17 protein-coding genes and 1 other annotated feature are annotated in these 21,636 nt (G+C 39.1%); of the genes, 7 read left to right on the top strand and 10 right to left on the bottom strand.

Annotation, left to right across the window (positions count from 1 at the left end):
• Together uvrB and ACIQCE_RS07235 are read right to left on the bottom strand one after the other, a co-directional pair.
• Complete coding sequence (gene uvrB, locus ACIQCE_RS07240; RefSeq protein WP_400494202.1) at nucleotides 1–1,986, bottom strand: excinuclease ABC subunit UvrB; 1,986 nt, start codon at nucleotides 1,984–1,986, stop codon at nucleotides 1–3.
• A gap of 294 nt (nucleotides 1,987–2,280) precedes the next feature.
• A complete protein-coding gene (locus ACIQCE_RS07235) occupies nucleotides 2,281–2,529 on the bottom strand; it encodes a CsbA family protein (RefSeq protein ID WP_400494201.1) in 249 nt (82 codons plus the stop codon).
• Between the two features lie 389 nt (nucleotides 2,530–2,918).
• Here ACIQCE_RS07235 and ACIQCE_RS07230 point away from each other — a divergent pair, with 389 nt between their 5' ends.
• The 5 genes from ACIQCE_RS07230 (at nucleotide 2,919) to ACIQCE_RS07210 (ending at nucleotide 9,382) form a co-directional block, all read left to right on the top strand.
• Nucleotides 2,919–3,902, top strand: a complete 984-nt coding sequence (locus ACIQCE_RS07230; RefSeq protein WP_400494200.1) for a YncE family protein — start codon at nucleotides 2,919–2,921, stop codon at nucleotides 3,900–3,902.
• On the top strand, nucleotides 3,899–4,585 hold the full coding sequence (locus tag ACIQCE_RS07225) for a response regulator transcription factor (RefSeq protein ID WP_400494199.1): 687 nt from the start codon (nucleotides 3,899–3,901) through the stop codon (nucleotides 4,583–4,585). The genes ACIQCE_RS07230 and ACIQCE_RS07225 overlap by 4 nt, the downstream gene beginning before the upstream one ends.
• A complete protein-coding gene (locus ACIQCE_RS07220; RefSeq protein ID WP_400494198.1) occupies nucleotides 4,582–5,985 on the top strand; it encodes a sensor histidine kinase in 1,404 nt (467 codons plus the stop codon). The genes ACIQCE_RS07225 and ACIQCE_RS07220 overlap by 4 nt, the downstream gene beginning before the upstream one ends.
• A gap of 256 nt (nucleotides 5,986–6,241) precedes the next feature.
• The gene (locus ACIQCE_RS07215) at nucleotides 6,242–8,368 is read left to right on the top strand and encodes an ArnT family glycosyltransferase (RefSeq protein ID WP_400494197.1); all 2,127 of its coding nucleotides are present in this window, start codon (nucleotides 6,242–6,244) and stop codon (nucleotides 8,366–8,368) included.
• 21 nt (nucleotides 8,369–8,389) lie between these two features.
• Nucleotides 8,390–9,382 carry a glycosyltransferase family 2 protein gene (locus ACIQCE_RS07210; protein WP_400494196.1) on the top strand — a complete coding sequence of 331 codons (993 nt, stop codon included), beginning with the start codon at nucleotides 8,390–8,392 and terminating at the stop codon, nucleotides 9,380–9,382.
• 50 nt (nucleotides 9,383–9,432) lie between these two features.
• On the opposite strand, the gene ACIQCE_RS07205 is transcribed toward ACIQCE_RS07210, so the two are convergent.
• Both ACIQCE_RS07205 and ACIQCE_RS07200 read right to left on the bottom strand, forming a co-directional pair.
• On the bottom strand, nucleotides 9,433–10,785 hold the full coding sequence (locus ACIQCE_RS07205; RefSeq protein ID WP_400494195.1) for an amino acid permease: 1,353 nt from the start codon (nucleotides 10,783–10,785) through the stop codon (nucleotides 9,433–9,435).
• A 76-nt stretch (nucleotides 10,786–10,861) separates the two neighbouring features.
• Nucleotides 10,862–11,093: a binding site (T-box leader), on the bottom strand.
• A gap of 91 nt (nucleotides 11,094–11,184) precedes the next feature.
• A complete protein-coding gene (locus ACIQCE_RS07200) occupies nucleotides 11,185–11,859 on the bottom strand; it encodes an NAD(P)H-dependent oxidoreductase (protein ID WP_400494194.1) in 675 nt (224 codons plus the stop codon).
• Nucleotides 11,860–13,100: 1,241 nt separating this feature from the next.
• Between ACIQCE_RS07200 and ACIQCE_RS07195 the strand changes: the two genes are divergently transcribed.
• Nucleotides 13,101–13,664, top strand: a complete 564-nt coding sequence (locus ACIQCE_RS07195; protein WP_400494193.1) for a hypothetical protein — start codon at nucleotides 13,101–13,103, stop codon at nucleotides 13,662–13,664.
• A gap of 216 nt (nucleotides 13,665–13,880) precedes the next feature.
• Here ACIQCE_RS07195 and ACIQCE_RS07190 read toward each other — a convergent pair whose 3' ends face one another.
• From ACIQCE_RS07190 to ctpB, 3 genes are all read right to left on the bottom strand, one after another.
• The gene (locus ACIQCE_RS07190) at nucleotides 13,881–15,068 is read right to left on the bottom strand and encodes a PDZ domain-containing protein (RefSeq protein ID WP_400494192.1); all 1,188 of its coding nucleotides are present in this window, start codon (nucleotides 15,066–15,068) and stop codon (nucleotides 13,881–13,883) included.
• Nucleotides 15,069–15,136: 68 nt separating this feature from the next.
• Nucleotides 15,137–15,490, bottom strand: coding sequence for a swarming motility protein SwrAA (locus tag ACIQCE_RS07185; protein ID WP_353854464.1), 354 nt, complete (start codon nucleotides 15,488–15,490; stop codon nucleotides 15,137–15,139).
• A 352-nt stretch (nucleotides 15,491–15,842) separates the two neighbouring features.
• The gene (ctpB, locus tag ACIQCE_RS07180) at nucleotides 15,843–17,291 is read right to left on the bottom strand and encodes a carboxy-terminal processing protease CtpB (RefSeq protein ID WP_400494191.1); all 1,449 of its coding nucleotides are present in this window, start codon (nucleotides 17,289–17,291) and stop codon (nucleotides 15,843–15,845) included.
• 154 nt (nucleotides 17,292–17,445) lie between these two features.
• Here ctpB and ACIQCE_RS07175 point away from each other — a divergent pair, with 154 nt between their 5' ends.
• On the top strand, nucleotides 17,446–18,186 hold the full coding sequence (locus tag ACIQCE_RS07175; protein ID WP_400494190.1) for a sulfite exporter TauE/SafE family protein: 741 nt from the start codon (nucleotides 17,446–17,448) through the stop codon (nucleotides 18,184–18,186).
• Between the two features lie 52 nt (nucleotides 18,187–18,238).
• On the opposite strand, the gene ACIQCE_RS07170 is transcribed toward ACIQCE_RS07175, so the two are convergent.
• The 3 genes from ACIQCE_RS07170 to ftsE all read right to left on the bottom strand — a co-directional run bounded on the left by ACIQCE_RS07170 (nucleotide 18,239) and on the right by ftsE (nucleotide 21,179).
• Entirely contained in the window at nucleotides 18,239–19,495 is a 1,257-nt protein-coding gene (locus ACIQCE_RS07170) for a murein hydrolase activator EnvC family protein (protein WP_400494189.1), read from the bottom strand.
• Nucleotides 19,496–19,609: 114 nt separating this feature from the next.
• Nucleotides 19,610–20,500, bottom strand: a complete 891-nt coding sequence (ftsX, locus tag ACIQCE_RS07165) for a permease-like cell division protein FtsX (protein ID WP_353854460.1) — start codon at nucleotides 20,498–20,500, stop codon at nucleotides 19,610–19,612.
• Nucleotides 20,493–21,179, bottom strand: a complete 687-nt coding sequence (ftsE, locus tag ACIQCE_RS07160) for a cell division ATP-binding protein FtsE (RefSeq protein ID WP_353856672.1) — start codon at nucleotides 21,177–21,179, stop codon at nucleotides 20,493–20,495. Before ftsE ends, ftsX begins: the two co-directional genes overlap by 8 nt.
• Nucleotides 21,180–21,636 lie beyond the last annotated feature (457 nt).

Genomic DNA, 21,636 nt, shown 5'->3' with positions numbered 1-21,636 from the left:
TCATCCTTCCGCTTTTAGCTCTAGCAATAAATCTCTTAATTCTGCTGCTTTTTCAAAATCAAGCGCTTTTGCTGCATCTTTCATTTCCATTTCGACTTTTTCGATCACTTTTTCTCGTTCTTTTTTGCTCATTTTCGAGAGCTTTGGTGCTGCTTTTGTTTCATATTCTTCCGATTCTTCATGAACAATCGTTGCCTTAATGACATCTCTAATCTTCTTGTGAATGGTTTGTGGTGTAATCCCACACTTTTCGTTATACGCTTCCTGCTGCTCTCGTCTTCGTTTCGTTTCTTGAATTGCAATCTCCATGGATTTCGTTATATTGTCAGCATACATAATGACTCGGCCTTCTGAATTTCTCGCTGCACGTCCGATCGTTTGGATTAGTGATCTTTCAGAACGCAAAAAGCCTTCCTTATCTGCATCTAAAATTGCCACAAGCGAAACCTCAGGAATATCTAATCCTTCACGCAGAAGATTAATACCGATCAGTACATCAAATTTACCAAGACGCAAATCGCGAATAATCTCAATTCGTTCAAGTGTCTTAATTTCTGAATGTAAATAATTGACCTTAATCCCAATTTCCTTTAAGTAATCTGTCAGATCTTCAGACATTTTCTTCGTCAAGGTGGTCACAAGCACTCGCTCATTTTTTTCAACCCTTGCATGAATTTCGCCAATTAAATCATCAATTTGTCCTTCAATTGGACGAACTTCAATCACCGGATCAAGCAAACCAGTTGGGCGAATAATTTGCTCCACGACTTCTGGTGTCTTCTCAAGCTCATATGGTCCTGGCGTTGCAGATACATACACAATATGGTTAATGTGCTTTTCAAATTCATCAAAGGTTAATGGTCTATTATCAAGTGCTGACGGCAGACGGAATCCGTGATCAACCAACACTTGTTTTCTAGCCTGGTCTCCATTGTACATCGCCCGAATTTGCGGTATTGTTACGTGTGACTCATCGACTACAATCATAAAGTCATCTGGGAAATAATCAAGCAATGTATATGGAGTTGACCCAGGAGGACGTAATGTCAGATGTCTTGAATAATTTTCAATTCCAGAACAAAATCCCATCTCTCTCATCATCTCAAGGTCGTATCTTGTCCGCTGTTCAAGGCGCTGCGCTTCAAGCAATTTGCCGTTTTCTCGAAGCTTTTCAAGCTGCTCCTCTAGCTCTTTTTCAATATTGATAATGGCTTTTTCCATTTTTTCTTCTCTTGTGACGAAGTGAGATGCTGGAAAAATAGCGACATGTTCACGATCCCCTAGTATTTCACCAGTCAGTGCATCCACTTCACGAATACGTTCGATTTCATCACCGAAAAACTCCACTCTAATACAATGTTCATCTCGTGAAGCAGGAAAAATTTCAACAACGTCGCCTCGTACCCGGAAGGTTCCACGCTGAAAATCTATATCATTACGAGAATACTGAATATCAACAAGTTTGCGCAGCAACTGATTACGTTCAATTTCCATTTCTGTACGCAATGACAACACAAGCTCCCGATACTCTTCTGGCGAACCTAAACCGTAAATACAGGACACACTGGCAATAATGATGACATCCTTCCGCTCAAATAACGAGGATGTTGCGGAGTGTCTAAGCTTATCAATCTCATCATTTATGCTTGCATCCTTTTCAATAAATGTATCTGTCTGAGGCACATAAGCCTCAGGCTGGTAGTAGTCATAGTAACTAACAAAATATTCAACAGCATTATTCGGAAAGAAATCCTTGAATTCACTGTACAACTGGCCGGCAAGTGTCTTATTATGAGCAATGACAAGTGTCGGCTTGTTCACTTCTTGTATGAGATTTGATACAGTAAACGTCTTTCCCGTACCTGTAGCACCTAACAGCGTTTGATGCTGTTTCCCCTGCCGAATTCCCTCCACGAGCTGTTCAATCGCTTTCGGCTGATCTCCTTGGGGCTGATAGTTAGAAACTAATTCAAAGCGGTCACTCACATCAAAGCCTCCATTCGTTACGAAATCTATCTAATGAATATATTATCATAAAAGAACACAAAAATACGAACTAAAGTTCGTGTCCGAGTTGATTTTTATTTCCAATGAAATATTCCCCTTTTCTACCAATGTAAATGGCCCTCGAAAGGAACTTTCCTTCCAGTATGGAACAAGATGGAGCGAGATATTCCAACAGCAGACAGGAAGCGAAAAAAATAAAGCCGTACTTACTTAATAGTAAGCACAGCTTCCTTTTTAAAAAGGACACACTCCTCATGTACTTCGGCATCAATATCACAAATGATTTTTTTCAGCCTTCTCTCTCTTTTCAATTTCTTTTTTAGCCATAAACAATGCGCCAGCTACTAAAGAAATAATATCTAACCCTACGATAAAGTAGGTCTCTGTATAACCTTTCATATACGAGGCAAATAAAAGCGCTGCTGTTAAAGCAATGCCAACATAGTGATTATAAGTAGCCTTTGAAAATAAAATAACGAGCAGGAAAGGAAAAACAAGAGCAAATATGGCTTTTGTAATCACAAAAATCCTCCCTCTACTATGGTCTACTTCTTTGATTATAGTAAAGATTGACATAATGAACAATTCATCGTTTGCGATTTCACGTTTTTTGAAGACCTTTGATGCATGAATAGGGCACCTCCGTTCTACATTCATCTAGGGAGGAGGAAGCTTTGTTCATTTCCACCACTGTATGCTAAGAAGCTCACTCCGAGCAGATCTTGAACATGATTTTTTGAAGATAAAAAAATGCAATATCAGTATTCAATTATTGAATTTTAACTACAAATTCACTCCATTTCTTCATCCAAAATCTTCTTTTAATATCTTCCAGCATTGATAACTTCGATTTTTTTTCACAATTTTTGTGGTATGCTTTTTGAAAATAGAGGACGCAAAGGAGGAGAAGGATGAAACGTGTGAAATATTACTTGATCTACTTGTTAGCTCTGCTGATTTTCATAACAGGCTGTGGAAAAGACCAGCAATTCACACCACCTAGCAGCTCTCAATCGATCGCTGTTGTCTCACAATTGAAAAAAGCATCCTTTTCAATTATCGATTTGCAAAAGAGTAAGATTGTCTCTTCCGTTCATTTAAAACACCCACTGACTGACTTCATTCAAATCAACAATGATCTGATGATTGCAACAAGTAAAGAAGATCAATCTCTCATTGAAATTAACTTAAAAAAGGGAACAGCAACGGATTATATGAATATGAAAGAAGGGCTGACTTCACTTACATACGATTCTACATCGCACACCTTGTTTGTAGCAGATTCGGAGAAAAACGTGATTTATTTTATTGACACTCAACTTAAAAAAGTCAAAGCAACGGTGAAAACTGGGAAACTTCCCTCCTCTATGACGCTTTCTCCTTCAGGAACTCTGTTTGTTCTAAATGCTGAAAGTCACACCGTTTCAGTCATAGATACAGAAAAAGAAAAAAATATTCGAACAATCTCTGTGCTGGAACGACCTTCTGGTATTCATTTCGATGGTCATTCAATTTGGGTAGGGGGACACGGCAAACCCGGTAGCTTAAATAAAAGTATCTTCGCTTATGACCCAAAGACAGGTAAACAACAGCGTGAAATCAAACTAGGTGTCATGCCAGTTGCATTTTTTTCAGAGAAGGGTTCTTCCATTTTATATGTATTATGCCACGGAGACCATACGCTCTACAAAGTCGATACTGAGGCGAATAAACAACTTGCTTCTGTTGAAACTGGACAAAATCCAAATTATATAACGGCCGGTGCATCATCAATATACGTGAGTAATTTAGATGATAACTCAATATCAGTTATCGACAAAAACACATTTATGATGAAAAACCGACTGCATATCCCTTCAGGACCCTATGCAATCAAGTTGGAGGAAAAGAAATGAAAGAACAAATGCATATTTTAATAGTAGATGATGAGTTAGATATGCTTGAATTAATTGGCTCCTTTTTGCAGAAACAGGGCTTTCACATCACAAAAGCAAGTAATGGCATTGACGCATTAAATCAACTTGAAAATGAACCCGTTGATCTTATTGTATTGGATATTATGATGCCCAATATGGATGGATTTGAAGTGTGTCAACACATTCGAAAATCATCTCAAATCCCCATTTTGTTTCTAACCGCAAGAAGTAGTGAGGAGGATCGAATTAAAGGTCTTGAAATAGGAGCGGATGATTATATTATGAAACCTTTCAGCCTACGTGAGCTCTCTGCAAGGATTGAAACGACTTTAAGAAGAATTAGAGGACTATCCCTAAAACGAAGCCGAATGCAGATAGGTGAAATTGAAATAGATCAAGATGGAAGACAAGTATACCTTCATCAAAAGCCTATTAATTTAACAAGAAGAGAATATGATTTACTCATGTTTCTTCTGCTCAATCAAGGACAAGTTTTTTCCCGCGAACAGCTCTATCAGAAATTGTGGGAATCTCACTCTTCCAATGGCTCTTTGAGAACAGTGGATACACATATTAAAACATTGAGACTGAAATTAAAGGGCGCTGAACGATATGTGAAGACGGTTTGGGGCGTTGGTTATAAGTTTGAGGAGGACAAATGAAGCCATTATCTATTAAAAAGAAAGTGCTTTTATTCATCCTTGCCGTTATCGTTATTGTTGCAGCCTCAGCTCTGGCACTTACCTATTACTTATATCAACAATTATATATAGATAAACAGATTGAATCCTTAAGTCTACAAGGAAAAAAGCTGGCAGAGGTCTATCACACACACGGCAAAGATACATACTTTGCCGATAGAATCAAATGGGCCAATGAATCAAGTCAAGCAAATATTATTTTTACAGATGACCCAATGGAGCTTTCAAGCGGTATCCCTTTTGACACCAACACAAATGATAATCTCATCACTTTCAAGGAGCGTCAAAAACTGCTCCAAGGGAAAACTGTCGTGTTAATCAGAGAACACCCTCAGTTTCATCAAGATATTCTCGGTATTGCCATCCCTGTTTTTAAAAACAAGAATGATTTGTCCGGTGTGATTTTTCTTTCCATGCCATTGTCTGATGTTTATGAACCCTTTGTACAAATTAGGCTGACACTTGGACTATCTATTTTAAGTATCTTGCTACTTATTTTCTTTATTGGATATAAGAGCTCCAATCAAGTTGTGAGAACAATTAATAAAATGAAAGAAATTGCAATAGAAATGGAATCAGGCGATTTTTCAAAACGAATGGCTGTCACCAAAAAAGGTGATGAGTTACATCAACTAAGTCGTTCCTTTAATAAGCTGTCCTCTACTCTTGAAAAGGTTGAGCAGCAACGTAGGGAGTTTCTTGCTAATGTATCTCACGAACTCAGAACTCCTTTAAGTTATATGAAAGGATACGCCGAAGGAATTGAAGAGGGTGTCATTGATCAAAAGAAAGGAATGCAAATGATCCAAGATGAGGCTACACGTTTAAGTCGACTCGTTCACGACCTTTTAGATCTTGCACAGCTAGAGGGGGATTCTTATCCTCTTACGACGGAACCTATTGTCTTTGCACAGCTTATCCATGATGTTCTTGATCAAGTGGAATTCATAGCTAGTCAGAAAGGCATTACCCTCAAACGAACGCTTCAAGAGGATTGTATTATTTATGGTGATAGCGATCGACTTCAACAAGTGGTTCGAAATTTGCTGGACAATGCCATTCATTATACTCCTTCGGGGAAATCGATTTCAATTGAATTAAATGTTCAACAAAACGTTGCCGAATTACGAGTGACAGATGAAGGCAACGGAATACCAGAAGAAGATCTTCCACACGTATCAGAGCGATTTTATCGTGTGAATAAGGCCAGAACGAGAAAAGACGGTGGTTCTGGTCTTGGACTAGCTATTGTCTATCAAATTATTAAAAAACATCATGGCACTTTTGATATTCAATCTGAGCCAGGAGTAGGCACGATAGCTACCATTCGATTGCCAATGCAGCATTCAATGAAAATTTGATAATCCAGTGAGAAGAGCTTCCACAATGGCAGCCTCATTTTATATCTTTTAAAATAGATGTCAATATCAGCTAACAAACTGTTCGCTTCTTCATATTGAACCCGTCATCCCTCCATTTTCTCCTAACAGCTCTTTTTCAACAAGAGCTATTTTTTTATTTTCTTGAAAAATAAAGAATTGGCCTTTTTTTATTAACAATTTATTCATATTTGCTTGTTACACTTTTTTCAAGTTAAGAAAAAGGAGTGACATGCTTTTGACCAAACGTCTTCAAAAATTTGATATTTATTTATTTTTCATACTGATCTTATCTGCCATCTTAAACATTTATCATATTTGGAAAGATGATACGGTAAATGCGTATTATACAGCAGCCGTTACAAGTATGATGCAAAGTTGGCATAATTTCTTCTTTGCCTCCTTCGATCCAGCAGGATATGTCACGGTGGATAAACCACCGCTTGCCTTCTGGCTACAAACGATCAGTGCCAAAATATTTGGTCTACATGGCTGGAGTGTTATCTTACCTCAGGCTTTAGCCGGCATTGGGTCAGTTTATCTGATCTATCGTCTTGTTAAACCGACTTTCGGTCAGGTAGCGGCAAGATTGGCTGCATTGATCATGGCTTGTACTCCGATAGCGGTTGCTGTATCTCGTACAAACAACATTGACAGCTTGCTTGTCTTTATTCTTTTACTGGCAACAGGAATGATGTTTAAGGCGGTAAGACAGCAAAAAGTTCTTTGGGCGATCGCCTCGTTTGCAATGATTGGCATCGGCTTTAATACAAAAATGTTACAAGCCTATATGATCGTGCCCGCATTAGTACTTTTTTACATCATTGCTTATCGAACAACATGGAAGAGAAAATTGCTTTCACTGATGGTTTCAATGATTGTCCTTTTAGGTGTATCCGCATCATGGTCCATAGCGGTTGATCTCACCTCGAAAGATAAACGCCCTTACATGGGGTCAAGTCAAACCAACTCTGCTTTAGAACTAGCTTTTGGTTATAACGGACTTCAGCGGCTGACTGGTCAGCAGTCTATGGGCGGCGGCTCGAGTGAGGGTAAAGGTCAACCCCCTTCACAGCAAGGTGCTCAGCAAAACGAAAACAATTCATCAGCAGTACCTCAACCACCAACTGATGCAAATCAAAACAATACAGACAACTCAAACCAGTCTTCAAGCCAAGATCGACCATCTATGCAAGGACCTCCAAGCAATTCATATGACGCGACTCCACCTGAGATGCCTGGTGGAAACGGTGATGGTCCTCCAAGTGGCGGAGGTGGAAAAATGGGGAATGGCTCTGGCATGTTTGGCACAGGAACAAAAGGCCCGTTACGTTTGTTCCAATCCGAGCTGTCCGATCAAATCAGCTGGCTGCTACCATTTGCACTCTTTGGCACTGTTGGCATCTTCCTTTCAACTGTCTTTGAAAGAAGACGTCTCAACACAAAGCAAAAGGAAACGTTATTCTGGGTCGCTTGGCTCGTACCAGTTGCTGTATTCTTCAGTGTGGCAGGATTTTTCCATCATTATTATTTAATCATGCTTGCACCACCAATTGCTGTATTAGCCGGAGCAGGCTGGGTAGCCATGACTAGGCTGTTTCAAACAGAAACTGGCATAAAAAAATGGCTACTTCCGGTTGCAATTTTGGGAACGACAGCATTTGAAATATATATCTTATCCACCTTTACAAACACAATCGGGTATGGACTTAGCATTGCAGTCGGTATACTCGGGGTAGGCACAGTCCTTGCACTGCTCTTTACAAAAGGAAAAGAAAAGCTAAAACAATTGATTTCGCTCGTCGCTATCCTTGGCATGCTGATCACCCCGCTGTATTGGGCAAGCACACCGCTTCTATATGGAGGGAACAGCATGCTACCAGAGGCCGGTCCTCAGCTTGCGTCTTCAAGTGGAAGCATGAGCTCACAGGTGAATGAAAAGCTGATCAGCTATCTTGAGAAAAATAACACTGGTGAAGAATTCCTGTTTGGCACAACAGATGCAACCACTGCCTCTCCCTACATCATTAAAACAGGGAAAGCCGTCATGGCACTCGGTGGATTTAGTGGATCTGACAACATTCTAACGCTTAGTGAGTTTAAAGAGTTGGTCAAGGAAGGAAAGATCAAATACTTCTATATCTCCGGCATGAGAGGTGGAAGTTCAGACATTCTGACTTGGATTCAGAAAAATGGCAAAAAAGTGGCTACTTCTAAATGGCAGAACACATCTTCATCCACAACGAATCAACAAACGAGTCGTTCAAACAACCAACAGTCTGATCAAAATAGTCAGTCAAACGGTGGAATGGGTCGAATGGGTGGAATGGGAAGCGGCACACTTTACGAACTGTCTGTTGACTAATAAAGAAGGAGGAAATGGCTGATGGAAAAAAGTATACAGTATTCTGTTGTTGTACCCGTCTATAATGAAGAACTTGTAATCCATGAATCCTATCAGCGACTTAAGACTGTCATGGATTCGACAGGAGAAACGTATGAGCTTCTCTTCGTCAATGACGGCAGCATAGATCGAACAGCTGAACTGATTAAAGGATACTGTCAGACTGATCCGAATGTGAAATTAATTGATTTTTCTCGTAATTTTGGACATCAAATAGCGATAACAGCTGGGATGGATTATGCAAAAGGAAATGCCGTTGTGGTGATTGACGCAGATTTACAAGATCCTCCCGAATTGATATTAGAAATGATTGAAAAATGGAAGGAAGGCTATGAAGTTGTATATGCCGTCCGTACGAAAAGAAAGGGAGAAACTTTTTTCAAAAAACAAACGGCCGCTCTTTTTTACCGGATTTTACGTAAAATCACTGAAGTGGACATTCCAATCGACACCGGTGATTTCAGACTGATGGATCGTAAGGTATGTCAAGAAATGAGAAAAGTACGAGAGAAGAATCCATTTGTTCGTGGCTTAGTTAGCTGGGTCGGCTTCAAACAAACCGCTGTAGAATATGTACGAGATGAACGACTGGCAGGAGAAACAAAGTATCCGCTCAAAAAAATGCTCAAGCTCTCAATGGACGGTATTACTTCCTTTTCCTATAAGCCTTTAAAGCTGGCAAGCGTTACAGGTATTGCGCTTTCTGCCATTGGATTCATTTCCATGTTTCTTGTTTTATACTTAAAGCTCTTTACAAATAGTACGATTACTGGCTGGAGTTCTTTAATCGTCATACAGCTTTTCTTTAGTGGGATCATACTCTTTATGCTAGGGTTGATCGGGGAATACATTGGCAGAATTTATGATGAAGCAAAAGATCGACCGCTTTACATTGTCAGAGAAAGCTACGGACTTCAGTCAAAACCCCAGTCGGTTCAATCACCAGTTCATTTCAAACATTATAATCAACATTAAAAAAAGCGTGCGAGACCTGTTCAATAGGTAGGTCCTGCACGCTTTTTCCATTAAGCCGACGATGTTTCAAAACGCTCCCTTTTGATAAAGAAAGAAAGCGTAATGATGAGATAAATCCCCATTGTTACAAAGGTTTGTACAATTGGTGTCGTTGAAACAACACCGATAAAAATGGCAATAATTGCAATCACAGAAAACCACGTCGTGATCGGGTAAAATTTTACGCGATAGTCCCCTGGCGCTTTCACGCGGCGAGATTTCAAATGACCAACTGCAATAATAAACCAAATAAATAAGACCGTATAACTTAAAGACCCCATTAAGTAATGAAAGGTTTGACTTCCTACAAAAAGAGAGATCAACACAGCCGCATACAATGTAGAAGTACAAATAAGAATAGCTCTTACAGGTACTTGCTGCTTTGAAAGCTTTGAGAAGCCTTTCCATACACGACCGTCCATCGCCTGCGTATAGAGCACCCTTGATGAAGCATACAGACCAGAGTTCATAGAAGACAGAATGGCAAGTAAAATGATGCCGTTCATGATGTCACTCGCATATGGCACTCCAATGGATGCAAACACTGTAACGAATGGACTCACTTGTTCATTGTTCACCTGATTCCACGGGATTAAGCTGACAATGATAAAGAAAGGCAAGACATAGAAACCAATAATCCGGACAAATGTACTTTGAATCGCTTTTGGGATCACCTTTTCAGGATTTTTCGTTTCCGCTAATGTGACACCGATCATTTCGGTTCCGCCATAGGAATAAACCACGACAAGCATCGCTGCAATTAGTCCACCAGTGCCATTAGGGAAAAACCCACCGTGTTCGGTTAAATTGGATAAGCCGGGTGCTGTATGCTGTCCGAATGAGACAAACAACATGGTTAAACCAATGATCATAAATAAAATAATCACGGCAATCTTAACTGAAGTTAACCAATACTCTGTCTCAGCAAACATTTGCACAGAACAGACATTGATTAACGTCACGGTAAGTGAAATGATTAACACAAGAATCCAAACCGGAACTTGTGGGAACCAGTAACGAATAAAAATTGCAGAGACAATGGCTTCTGCTGCAATGTTCAACACCCACATCTTCCAATAAATCCAATCTAAAAAGTAGGCCGGATATTTACCTAATACAGGTTCAATCAAATCGCGAAACGTTCTTGCTCCAGGTCGTGCGACTGTCATTTCGGCAAGTCCTTGCATAATAAATAATAAAATAAGACCACCCATCATATATGCCAAAATGACAGCAGGACCTGCAATATCAATGGCAGAACTGCTTCCTTTAAACAGGCCAGCACCGATTGCACCGCCAAGCGCAAGCATCATCATATGCCTTGACGTCATTGTTCGTTTTAATTGCACTTGTTCCTTTTCCATTTTCTATAACTCCTTTTAAATTTGAATCTTCAGACAAATATAAGATGAAAACATATAAAAAGGCCAGCCATCTCCTTAAAGAGACGACTGACCCTTGCAACCGCGTTACCACTCTTATTCATTCCAGCTATAGCTGAATCCAACTTAAAACCCGATAACGGAGGTCACACGTAAAGACTTACTATCTATCCATTCAGTCTTACCGCTCATTGAGCGAGTTCAACGAATCCGTTTTACTGCGTTGCACCGACCCGCAGCTCTCTTCAAAAACGGATGTTCATTTACTACTCTCAAGTCAAAGCGTTTATAATCAACTTTTATATTTATCAAAGATTTTATTTTTTAAATATACTGACTAAACACGCTGTTGTCAACATCCTTTTTCAGACAAACAACCCTTTAACGAACCCAAACCGCTACTTCATCCATTGGTCGGCGTGTTTTGCCTCGCTTCGGTTCTGTTACTCGATAACCAAAAGCCACCATCACCGAGATATCGTACTGACCATCCTCAAGTAAACCTTCTTCCTCAAGAATGCGATGGATATCATCGTAGCTAAAGCCTTCTACTGGACATGAATCAATGCCGATTTGCGCAGCTGCTGTCATCATGTTTCCAAGTGCAATGTACGTCTGTTTCGAAGCCCAGTCAAATAGTGTACGGTCATTCTCAAGCAAATGAAGATCGTTCTCTTGGAATTGCTTGTAGCGTTCCTTCACCATGTCAAACGTCTCGTCTGTCATACCCTTGATTTGTTTATTGATATATTCCGCATATGCTGAATCATAGCGCGCATCCGTTCTCGCCAAAATGATGACAAAATGGCTGGCAGTTGGAAGCTGCTTTTGCGCGCCCCATGTATACTCTTTTAATCTTTCTCTAAACTCTTCATTTTGAATCACGAGGAATTTCCATGGCTCAAATCCTACAGAACTTGGAGAAAGTCTTCCTGTTTCTAAAATAAAAGCAAAATCATCCTCTGGAATCTTTTTCGACGGATCAAACTCTTTTGTCGCATGACGGAATTCATGCGCTTCAATGATTTCCTTTTTTAAGATTTCTTTATCCCTCATATTGTTCATCCTTTCTATTTAACGCTTTTTCTTCAACCCAATTTCTTTCCATTTTTTTAAGAAATAGTGATATTATACCTCTATAATAAAAGAACAGCTTACCTTGATTCAAGTAATTACATTTACAATAAAGTCTTTGATACACAAACTCTCGATCTCATTGTGTAGAAACATTGATATGACGGTCTTTCTCGACTAGAATGTACCTATTCAAAGTTAACTCTAGGTAATAGTGGTGAGAAAGCTTTTTTAAAATCCAATATAAAATAGTCGTACTTCACTATACAAGCGCATATGCACCATGGAAGCCCTACGCCTCAAATACATGGTTCAAATGAAGAAGAATCGTTCATACAAACGAACAGTCTGTAAAGTTGCGCCTAACATTTTAGCTTCTAACTTTAAAGCTGAAAAGCCAAATGAGAAATCGGGTCCAATAACAATTAAAAACGAATAAGGCATGAGTGCGGTGTTGAACCGTACTCATGCCTCAAAAGTACTAAAAATTTGAACATAGGCAGCAGAATAGCATCTTTTAGCCTTTCAGATAATTCTATACCGTTCATGCACAAATACCTAAATCCTTTTCATTTTTCTTGAAATAAGATTTAGAAAGCATCATCAACGGGTCTAAAATTCGATTTAAATGTTCGTAACCTTGTTCTTGAAAAGCATTCATTGAATCATTAAAGTATTTCATTGCAAGTGATTATTCATTGTTAGGAAATAACTGAGTCCTAAATTATATAGTGCAGATGCTTTTAATCTTTTCGTGTTACTGTCAAAGGCTTTCACTAGTACTTTTTCGAAATGAGATAAAGTAGCATTCTATTGCTTGAGCTATATGGTGCATGGACATATGGGTTTGCTTTTCAATATCATCACTTACAAGAGAGAGCTTTTTTTCTGCTCTTTTATAGAAGGTAATGGCGTTAAGGTATTCATAATTTTCAAATTCAACAGAAGACTTTACCTCTTCCTATAATGACATATATTATCATTTTATAGGATATTCATTACCGAAAAGATCACGCAACTTTTTTCTATTCAATAGATATTAGTCCGCTAAAGTCGCAAAAATAATGGATAAAGGAGAAAAGAAGATAGAAAAAAAGGTCACGAAAGCTTTTATTGAAGTCGGTGCTCTAAGAGATGTCGCTAAGACTCTAGCAAAGTTTATTATTAATCTTTTTTAACAAAAAATAAAAGTGCTAAATAGCGCTTCTTTATGGAGGATATTCATGTCTTTTTCTTATGTCATTTCGTTGACTATTTTAGTGCTCCTTTTAATATCTATCATCATCTATACTATTTTAAGAAAGAAAAATATTGTAGAGGAACCTCCCGGAGCATTTGCTGCTATTCTTTTTATTGTACTCATTTTATTTACCCTAAGTGTTGTTATCACAATTCCTAGTGTCATGCTTTATTTCGTCTCTTTAGGAGTAAACTTTCTTTTCGGAGAATATATAACTTATGATTCATTTTCTTCTTTGTTGACTTTCTCATTATTGGTAAGTGTTCTCTCCCTTTTTGGGTCGATATTTATGTTATTCATAGGGAAAGGCATCACATATTTATTGAAATTCCCTGAATGGCTGACCTACATCTTAGAATTTATTAGTTTATGGGGTGTTATTCATTTTTCCATTCAATTTGTACTCAACTTAAATTTAGTGAAAGTGTCGATTTGGAACAACGGTACTTTGATTTTATCTTTCTTTGTCAGCTTTTTATTTATTGGAATTGATTTCATATTCTCTGCATTTGACCAAGGAGACAAAAACATTGATCATCACGTTTAAACAAAAAACCCCTTATCCAATGAGGCAGGGGTAATCATTTCAATTCCTTGCTTCTCACGAAAAATTTGTCTCGTTTTCATTGATAACATAAGTGTTAGTCCACAACATTTCCCACCTAAGAAAAGGTTAGAAATGAGTGCGCCATCAACTCCAGTTTAGTATTTCCCGCTCATAAAAGATGACAAAGGGCTAAAATAAAAATCATTTTAGCCCTTTTCAGGATGAAATATCGGTCTGTTCTTGCATCGAGTCATCTTTCACAAATAAGATCCCAAGCTGATGATGCTCACCTTCATAAGAAGCACGTTTTTCAAATCTTGTCTGACCATTTAAGCCAATGATCTCAAGCTTTGTCAGGGCCCGATTGGTTTGAAGGGCTTCATAAAACTCGGAAACGGTTTTGACCTCAATTCCATTTACCTTTGTAATGACTTCACCGATCTCAAGCTTTAAATCAGCCGCGGGTGTATTCGGAATAGTTCCCAGCACCATCAGCCCTTGATTGCGCTTAGAGAAGTAGAAAGGCGCCGCATTGTCATTGACTCTCTGCTTCCAAGAAAGAAAGGCCCTTCCTAAAATGGCCATCACAACAGCTCCCCAAGCAATCGGCTCAAACCAAATACTTGCAGCACCTAATAATGCAACAGCCAGTCCGAGCATAAGAATACGCCGTGCAGTAATTTGAATGCTGACAATTGGCAGCGATCCTTGGATCCGTTGGCCGAAGCCAATAATATACGGAATACAAATGAATGAAAAACTCTGATCGTGCACTTGAAGCACCGGCCACCATGGCAGAGAGGATGTTAATTCACCTGCTGGCATCAGCAAGACAAGTGGTAGAAGCCATAGACGGTTTGCCCGCTGCTGTCCAATCAGAAGTCCTCTCGCACTCATCACCATTGCAGGCGATGTACGTAAATGTGCCGTTCGATATGCTAGAATACCTTCGGTTATTAATAGTAACCCTAGCAGGATAACAACGGCAGATGCATTCATCATTGAAAGCTGCGGCAGCCAAGAAGGGCTCACTTGAAAATGCATCAATCCAAATGCCACAATAAAACTGAAACCGAGTGTGTATGCAGACGAAAGCGCACTCGCCTTAAAGAATAGAGAAAAAACGATGGTCAGAGCTGCAACCAGCACGATGAATCCAAGCGGCAGGGCAATCCCTAAACCTACTGTTACAATGGATAGACAAATCCCTAGAACCCATCCCTTAGAATATGTAAATTTTAGTTCATCGTATACATCCTCTATTCTTGTTTGAAACGCTTTTCTCTCTCGCTTCACGCGGATATAGCCATACAATAGGCTTATCAATATCATGAAATAAAAAAGAGGATGGATGAAAAACAGACCGATCGCTTTTAATCCCACTCCCATCCATTCCGAGCTCATTATCGTTCACCGCCCAAGTCAAGCATTTTCTCTTATTCTATCAAATAAATCGTTGCTTGACATCAGGTTTATTTCTCCTGATTCATCCAAAGTGTTACATTCGACAGTGAAAAGTCCTTTAAATAGTGATTGACATCTACATCTAGTATGCCGCCAAGAAGCTGCATCGACCTTTTAATGTCGGTTAAGTTTATACCAAGTCTCTTGTGATTATCCATTAAATAATTGAAGTATATCTCAGCACAGTCTTCATCAATTTCGTCGACTGATTCTACTGTTGTGTAATTGACTAAGTATCTGCTTAACAGCATGAGCAGACTTAATGCCTTTGTAGAGGAAAATGTCACATTTTTCGTGCGACTCTTAAGTTCCTCTACCAACTCGTAATATTTTTTCTCTCTCACAATACTTGCCCTTTTCAATTGTGTACCCCCATTTACTAGTTCTTTTAAGAAAAGCGCAAACCTCGGTACAGCTTAATGCTCAAGCTGAATATCCGCAAAAAAATAAAATAAAATATTTTAAATGAGTGCTACTTTATATTGTAAGAATTATTTATGTAACATACAACTTTCAAAAGTTTCATTTTCATGGCATGTTTAAATCAACAGAAAGTCTCTTATATAAATATGTTATCGGGTAAATTTGAAGGAATGTTATGTTTTTTGTAAAATAAATGAATATATTTCTCGATATAATTTATTTTTATGAATAAATTTTTACATGTTTGTGACACTTATGAACCAAAAAATAAAGAGGCGAATAAAGGCCTCTTTATTTTTTGAGATATAGTGCTTTTAGTGCAGTTTGTAGCTGAAGATCATTCTTTTCGTAGGATTTCACTTCATCGACCTTCTGGTTCATCAACTCCGCTGTCTTCAAATCAATCACACCTGTTTTATCAAGATGATATGTGCTTTGAAGAGCAAGTACTGCTTTTTTCGTTTCTTCATCAAAATATCCATCGAATCTGCCAGGGTCAAACGCAAGTGCCTTTAATAGCGTCTGCGCTTGTTTGACTTCTTCATTATTCATATCCAGCTGAAGGGGCTCCTTTAACTGAAGCGGGCCGGCCGTAAAATAATCTGGTTGATGAATAGCGATTGTCGGCACCACACCTTTTTTGTGTATCCAATTCCCTTTTGGTGTAAGCCACTTATAAAGTGTCAGTTTGATGTTGCTGCCATCCCCCATCGGAACTGCCTGCTGTACAGTTCCTTTCCCGAAGGAAACGTCACCTACGACTTCATAATTCCCCGCTTCTTTCATCGCACCTGCGAGAATTTCAGAAGCTGATGCACTTCCTTTGTCAATGAGAACGTTGACTGGATAAGGCTTTTTCTCTTTCCGTTTTGAAAAGTATCGTTTCCTGTCGCCATTGCGTTCTGCAATTTGAATATAAGGCTGGTCTTTTGTGATAAAATGCTTCAATATTTCTTCTACACTTTGTAGATATCCACCAGGATTCCCTCTCACATCAATCACAAGTCCCTCTATGCCCTTTTTTTCGAGCCTGTTCAGACTTGAGGTGAAATCCTTCGCTGTATCTTCAGAGAAGCTAGATATCGCAATATAGCCTGTTTTATGACCCTTTACATCTTTGATAGAGGCTGAGACGGTTTCAAGCGGGATTTCTTCTCGTTTAATACGGAATGTTAAATCCTTTTCCATTCCGTTTCGTCTAATTTTAATCGCTACAGACGTTCCTTTTTTTCCTCTTATTTTCAACACTGCGTCATTTAAACTTTTTTCTTTCATCGATTCTCCATCAATGCTGATGATTTCATCTTTCGGCTTAAGACCCGCTTTTGCTGCAGGGGATTTCTTAAAGGCTGATACAATAATAATCTTCCCTTCATCCATCCCCACTTCAGCACCAATCCCTTCAAAAGATGAGTCAAGCGAATCAGAAAATTGTTTCGCTGTTTGCTTGTCCATGTACACAGAGTATGGATCATTTAATGTCGAAAGCATTCCTTGAATCGCACCTTCAAGTAGCTTTTTGCGATCGACCTCCTCCACATATTCATTCGAGATAAGGTCATAGGCTTTCTCGATTTTCTCCATTCCGTCTTCTTTAGCCCGATCACTTGATTGAACTTGTCCAGCCATTGCAACAGGTGTTGCCGGCGACTCCGCATGAGTCCCCTCCTTATGTGTAAAAACACTTGCGCTTCCTATTAAGATGACACTTGCCATGATTGATGCGATTTGTTTTTTCATATTTGGCCTCCTTCTTCAACTCTTCCTAATGACCTGAGTTATTATATGCCAGAAGAAAGCATTTCATGTAAGTACATTCTCGCCGTGAAGACTTGACTAATCATTTCATTAAGTGTAATTTTTATTTTGTTATGATCGAGAAGGAGTCTTCGTCATGTATATTATATTGACTATGCTTTTATTAGGAATATTATTAGGTTTTGTAGGAGCTGGCGGGGCTGGTTTTGTCATCGCATTGCTTACATTGATTTTTGATGTACCGATTCATACAGCACTCGGAACGTCTTTAGCTGCCATGGCCTTCACAACATTATCTGGTGCATACAGTCACTATCGGGAAGGGAATATTCAGCTAAAATCGGGCTTGATTGTCGGAGCTTTAGCTTGTGTTGCCTCTTTTGCAGGAGCAAAGGTTGCACCATTCATACCAGAAGAAAGCCTGCATTATTTAACTGCTGGCATGCTCTTTTTATCCGCTGTTTTTATGATGATTAAATTATTTGTCCTCAATGAGAAAGCTGAGCAGCAGCCGCTTTCTTCACCTCAAATTTGGACAAGAGGCATTATTTTAGGGCTCGTATCTGGCATGCTGTCAGGGATGTTTGGCATAGGGTCTGCCCCATTTATACAAGTTGGACTTTTGATTATGCTGAAGCTGTCCATCAGACAGGCTGTCGGCACGACCATGCTTGTCATTATTCCGATCTCTATTGGAGGTGGGATTGGTTATATTTCAGAAGGCTATGTAGACTTTATCTTGCTAATTCAAATCTTAATTGGAACGGTATTGGGCGCATATATTGGCGCTAAATTCACTCGTCTTGCACCGAAGCTTTTACTGAAATCTGCAGTGCTTTTAACACCGATTGTTGCCGGATTGCTACTGCTATTTTAATTCAGCACCTACCTAAGCAAAAAGCCGATAACATGATGTTATCGGCTTTTTACTAACGTATATATTGAGCAGGATTCACTGCATTTGATTTTGCACCATTCCATAATCCTTTATGAATTTCAAAATGAAGGTGCTGACCGTATGACTGACCTGTATTTCCCATGTAACCAAGGAATTGTCCTTGCTCGACTCTTTGTCCTGTTGAAACACTTCTCGTTGACAAGTGAGCGTACACGGTTTGATACGTTTGACCATTCATGTTGTGCGTAATGAATACCACATTCCCGTAGCTAGACGAGTAGCTTGAATTGGTGACCGTTCCAGATGCTGCTGCCACGACAGATACTGTGCCTTTCGCAGCAATATCTAAGCCGTAATGCTGCCCGCCTGAACGTCCGCCAAATCCTGAAGAAAACCTTCCGGCAGCCGGTTTGATAAAACCTGAACTACTTGCCGGTGTATCTGACACATGATTTGAAGAGCCTCCACTGTTTGATGCAGGTGCAACTGCTTGCTTCGCTTTCTGGGCTTCTTCCTTTTGACGACGAGCTTCCTCAGACTTCACTGCTGCTTTTTGATTTGCTAAAATGTCTTTCTCATTTTCAAGCTTGCCAAGTTCATCATGTGCATGTTCTTTTTCTTCTGTCACATGCCCAAGCACTTTCCCTTTTTCTTTTTGCTGCTTGGAAAGTTCTTTTTTTAAAGATTCAAGCTCCTTCAGAGAGGCTTCAAGTCCACTTAATTGATTATTTAGCTCTGCTTCTTTTTGCTCCACTAGCTTTAAATCGTTTTCGTGTTCTGTAATCATGTCTTTATCGGCTTCTACAATCGTTGTGACAGCCCCAACACGACTCACAAAATCACTAAAGCTACGAGCACCTAGCAGCACATCTAAATAGTTGATTGTACCGCCACTTTTTTGCACTGAACGAATTCGGTCTTTGAAAATAGCTTTTCTTTTTTCTATTCGCTCATTGATGATCTTAATGTCTTTTTTTAGTTTTTGAATCTCTTGTTTGGTTTGTTTAACCTCTTTTTCCTTTGCAGCGACTTTTTCAGTTGCAGTACTTAACTTTTGGTCAATTTTTTCAATCTCTTGATTTAGCTTTGTTTCTTTCTTTTCAAGCGTTGCAAGCTCTGATTTCTTTTTCTTAAGCGTTGCTTCAGTATTCGATGTTTTCTTTTCGATTTGTTGACGTTTTTGATCTAGGTCTTCGTATGCGAAGGCACGATTTTCGTTCCCTGGAATGTATAGCCACGTTGTTCCAATAAACGCTGCCATTCCAGCCATCATCAGCTTTCTTTTCAAAACGATATTCCCCTCCCATGACAACTATCGACATGAAGATTCGACCGGATGAACAGGATCAGCCGGTCACATCTTCTATAGAAATCTTCGAATGCTGCCTTCAAAATAAGATATTTATACTTTCAAGAATTTACGGATGGACGTTAAGCTTCCCCACACTCCAATGATTGCCCCAATCAAAAGAAGGATAAGTGATATTTGATAGACAAACGGGTTATATGGAAGCATTGAGATAAATGAACCTTGGACTCTCGGCGCCACCCAGCCAACAACATATTGATACGTGCTAAGCAATAAGGCGATTGGTATAATAGAACCAAATACACCGAGCAGTAATCCTTCGATGAAAAACGGCCAGCGAATAAACCAGTTCGTTGCACCTACTAGCTTCATAATCTCGATTTCTTTACGTCTAGCAAAAATCGTAATTTTGATCGTATTTGAGATTAAGAACATCGCTGTAAACAGGAGCCCAATGATAAGAGCAATCCCAACGTTACGCGCAACTCCTACAACATTAAAGAGTCGACTGACCTCTTCTTTACCATAGGTCACTTTATAAGTACCTTTCAGATTTTCTAATTTTTTCGCTACTTTTGGTGTATCATGAGGGTCTGTTGTTTTCACAATAAATGCATCATTTAATGGATTTTCTTGATCAACAAGTCCCATGGATTGTCCATTTTCACCAAAGCTTTTAATCAGAGCTTTCAGTTCGTCATCCTTTGATGAGTATTTGACATCACTAATTTCAGGAATCTTTTCAATCTCTGCTTTTAACTCATTTTGCTGCTTTTTATTTGCTGTTAGATCAATTAACACTTTTACTTCTACTTCTTTTTCAGCGTTAGATGCCATGTTATTTAAGTTGAGCATAATGACAAGAAAAACCCCAACTAAAATAAGTGTGACAGTTACCGCACTAATAGATGCAAACGTCATCCACGTGTTCCTTCCGAGTGAACGGAAGCTCTCACGCAAATGCCGCGAGAGAGTTTTAATCATAAATTCCGTACTCCCCTCTTGCTTCGTCACGCACAATGATACCGTCTTCGATTGCGATGACGCGTCTCTTCATGCTGTTTACGATCTCTTTGTTGTGTGTTGCCATAACGACAGTTGTTCCGCGGTTATTAATTTCTTCTAATGTCTTCATGATTTCCCATGACGTATCCGGGTCAAGGTTCCCTGTAGGTTCATCTGCTATAACAACCTCAGGATTATTAACGATTGACCTAGCGATAGAAACCCGCTGTTGTTCACCGCCAGACAGCTGATCAGGAAATTGACGTGCTCTGTGCTTTAGTTGCACCAAATCTAGCACATCAAGCACTTTCTTTTTAATGATACTAGGCTGTTCACCAATTACTTCAAGCGCAAATGCCACATTCTCAAACACTGTAAGTGTCGGAAGAAGCTTAAAGTCTTGGAAGACAACCCCAATCTCTCTTCTCACATAAGGGATATCCTTTTCTTTTATCGACCCTAGATCTTTGTTATTAATTAAGATTTTCCCTTTAGTTGGCTTCTCTTCACGATACATCATTTTGATGAAAGTGGATTTACCAGCACCGCTGGGACCAACAACATACACAAACTCTCCTGGATGGATAGAGACGTTGATTCCATTGATCGCCTTTACGCCATTAGGATAAATCTTGTAGACTTCCTTCATTTCAATCATGTAATCACCTAATCTTTTCTTATTCGCTGTCGTCAGCATATTAATGATGTTTTTTGCAACTTTCGGCAAAAAACGTATGTATGGTCACGCACATACCCTTCGATACGCACAAGCAATTTATGTCCTTTTCATCCAAAAAGATGAAAAAATTGAAATCCTCTAAATTTCAACAACTCCAATTATACGTCATGAATCGACACAATGGTATTACATTTATATTTCAAAACGTATAAATAAAAGTAAAATAGAGCAATCAAAAATCAAAAAAACATGCCTTTTTACCCTTAAAATTTAATATAGTGCGCTTTCATACTATTCAAAAAACTTTTTTTATATTTAGAGAATAAAAAACCCCTGTCCATTGGGACTGATTCACTTATAGTCGGTTTTTCTAGGCTTTTTCTCAATTTCATGATCAAAACCATATAAACGGAATTCTAGCTACTCTGAAAAAGTA

It is taken from the genome of Bacillus sp. NPDC093026, from assembly GCF_044754665.1.
Lineage (GTDB): Bacteria > Bacillota > Bacilli > Bacillales > Bacillaceae > Bacillus > Bacillus maqinnsis.
This window is presented reverse-complemented; position numbering and strand designations above follow the sequence as displayed.

Excerpts from the sequence above, each read along its gene's own strand:
- ACIQCE_RS07230 (WP_400494200.1), top strand. The coding sequence starts at position 2,919 with ATGAAACGTGTGAAATATTACTTGATCTACTTGTTAGCTCTGCTGATT.
- ACIQCE_RS07225 (WP_400494199.1), top strand. The coding sequence starts at position 3,899 with ATGAAAGAACAAATGCATATTTTAATAGTAGATGATGAGTTAGATATG.
- ACIQCE_RS07220 (WP_400494198.1), top strand. The coding sequence starts at position 4,582 with ATGAAGCCATTATCTATTAAAAAGAAAGTGCTTTTATTCATCCTTGCC.
- ACIQCE_RS07210 (WP_400494196.1), top strand. The coding sequence starts at position 8,390 with ATGGAAAAAAGTATACAGTATTCTGTTGTTGTACCCGTCTATAATGAA.
- ACIQCE_RS07205 (WP_400494195.1), bottom strand. The coding sequence starts at position 10,785 with ATGGAAAAGGAACAAGTGCAATTAAAACGAACAATGACGTCAAGGCAT.
- ACIQCE_RS07200 (WP_400494194.1), bottom strand. The coding sequence starts at position 11,859 with ATGAGGGATAAAGAAATCTTAAAAAAGGAAATCATTGAAGCGCATGAA.
- ACIQCE_RS07195 (WP_400494193.1), top strand. The coding sequence starts at position 13,101 with ATGTCTTTTTCTTATGTCATTTCGTTGACTATTTTAGTGCTCCTTTTA.
- ACIQCE_RS07190 (WP_400494192.1), bottom strand. The coding sequence starts at position 15,068 with ATGAGCTCGGAATGGATGGGAGTGGGATTAAAAGCGATCGGTCTGTTT.
- ctpB (WP_400494191.1), bottom strand. The coding sequence starts at position 17,291 with ATGAAAAAACAAATCGCATCAATCATGGCAAGTGTCATCTTAATAGGA.
- ACIQCE_RS07175 (WP_400494190.1), top strand. The coding sequence starts at position 17,446 with ATGTATATTATATTGACTATGCTTTTATTAGGAATATTATTAGGTTTT.
- ftsX (WP_353854460.1), bottom strand. The coding sequence starts at position 20,500 with ATGATTAAAACTCTCTCGCGGCATTTGCGTGAGAGCTTCCGTTCACTC.
- ftsE (WP_353856672.1), bottom strand. The coding sequence starts at position 21,179 with ATGATTGAAATGAAGGAAGTCTACAAGATTTATCCTAATGGCGTAAAG.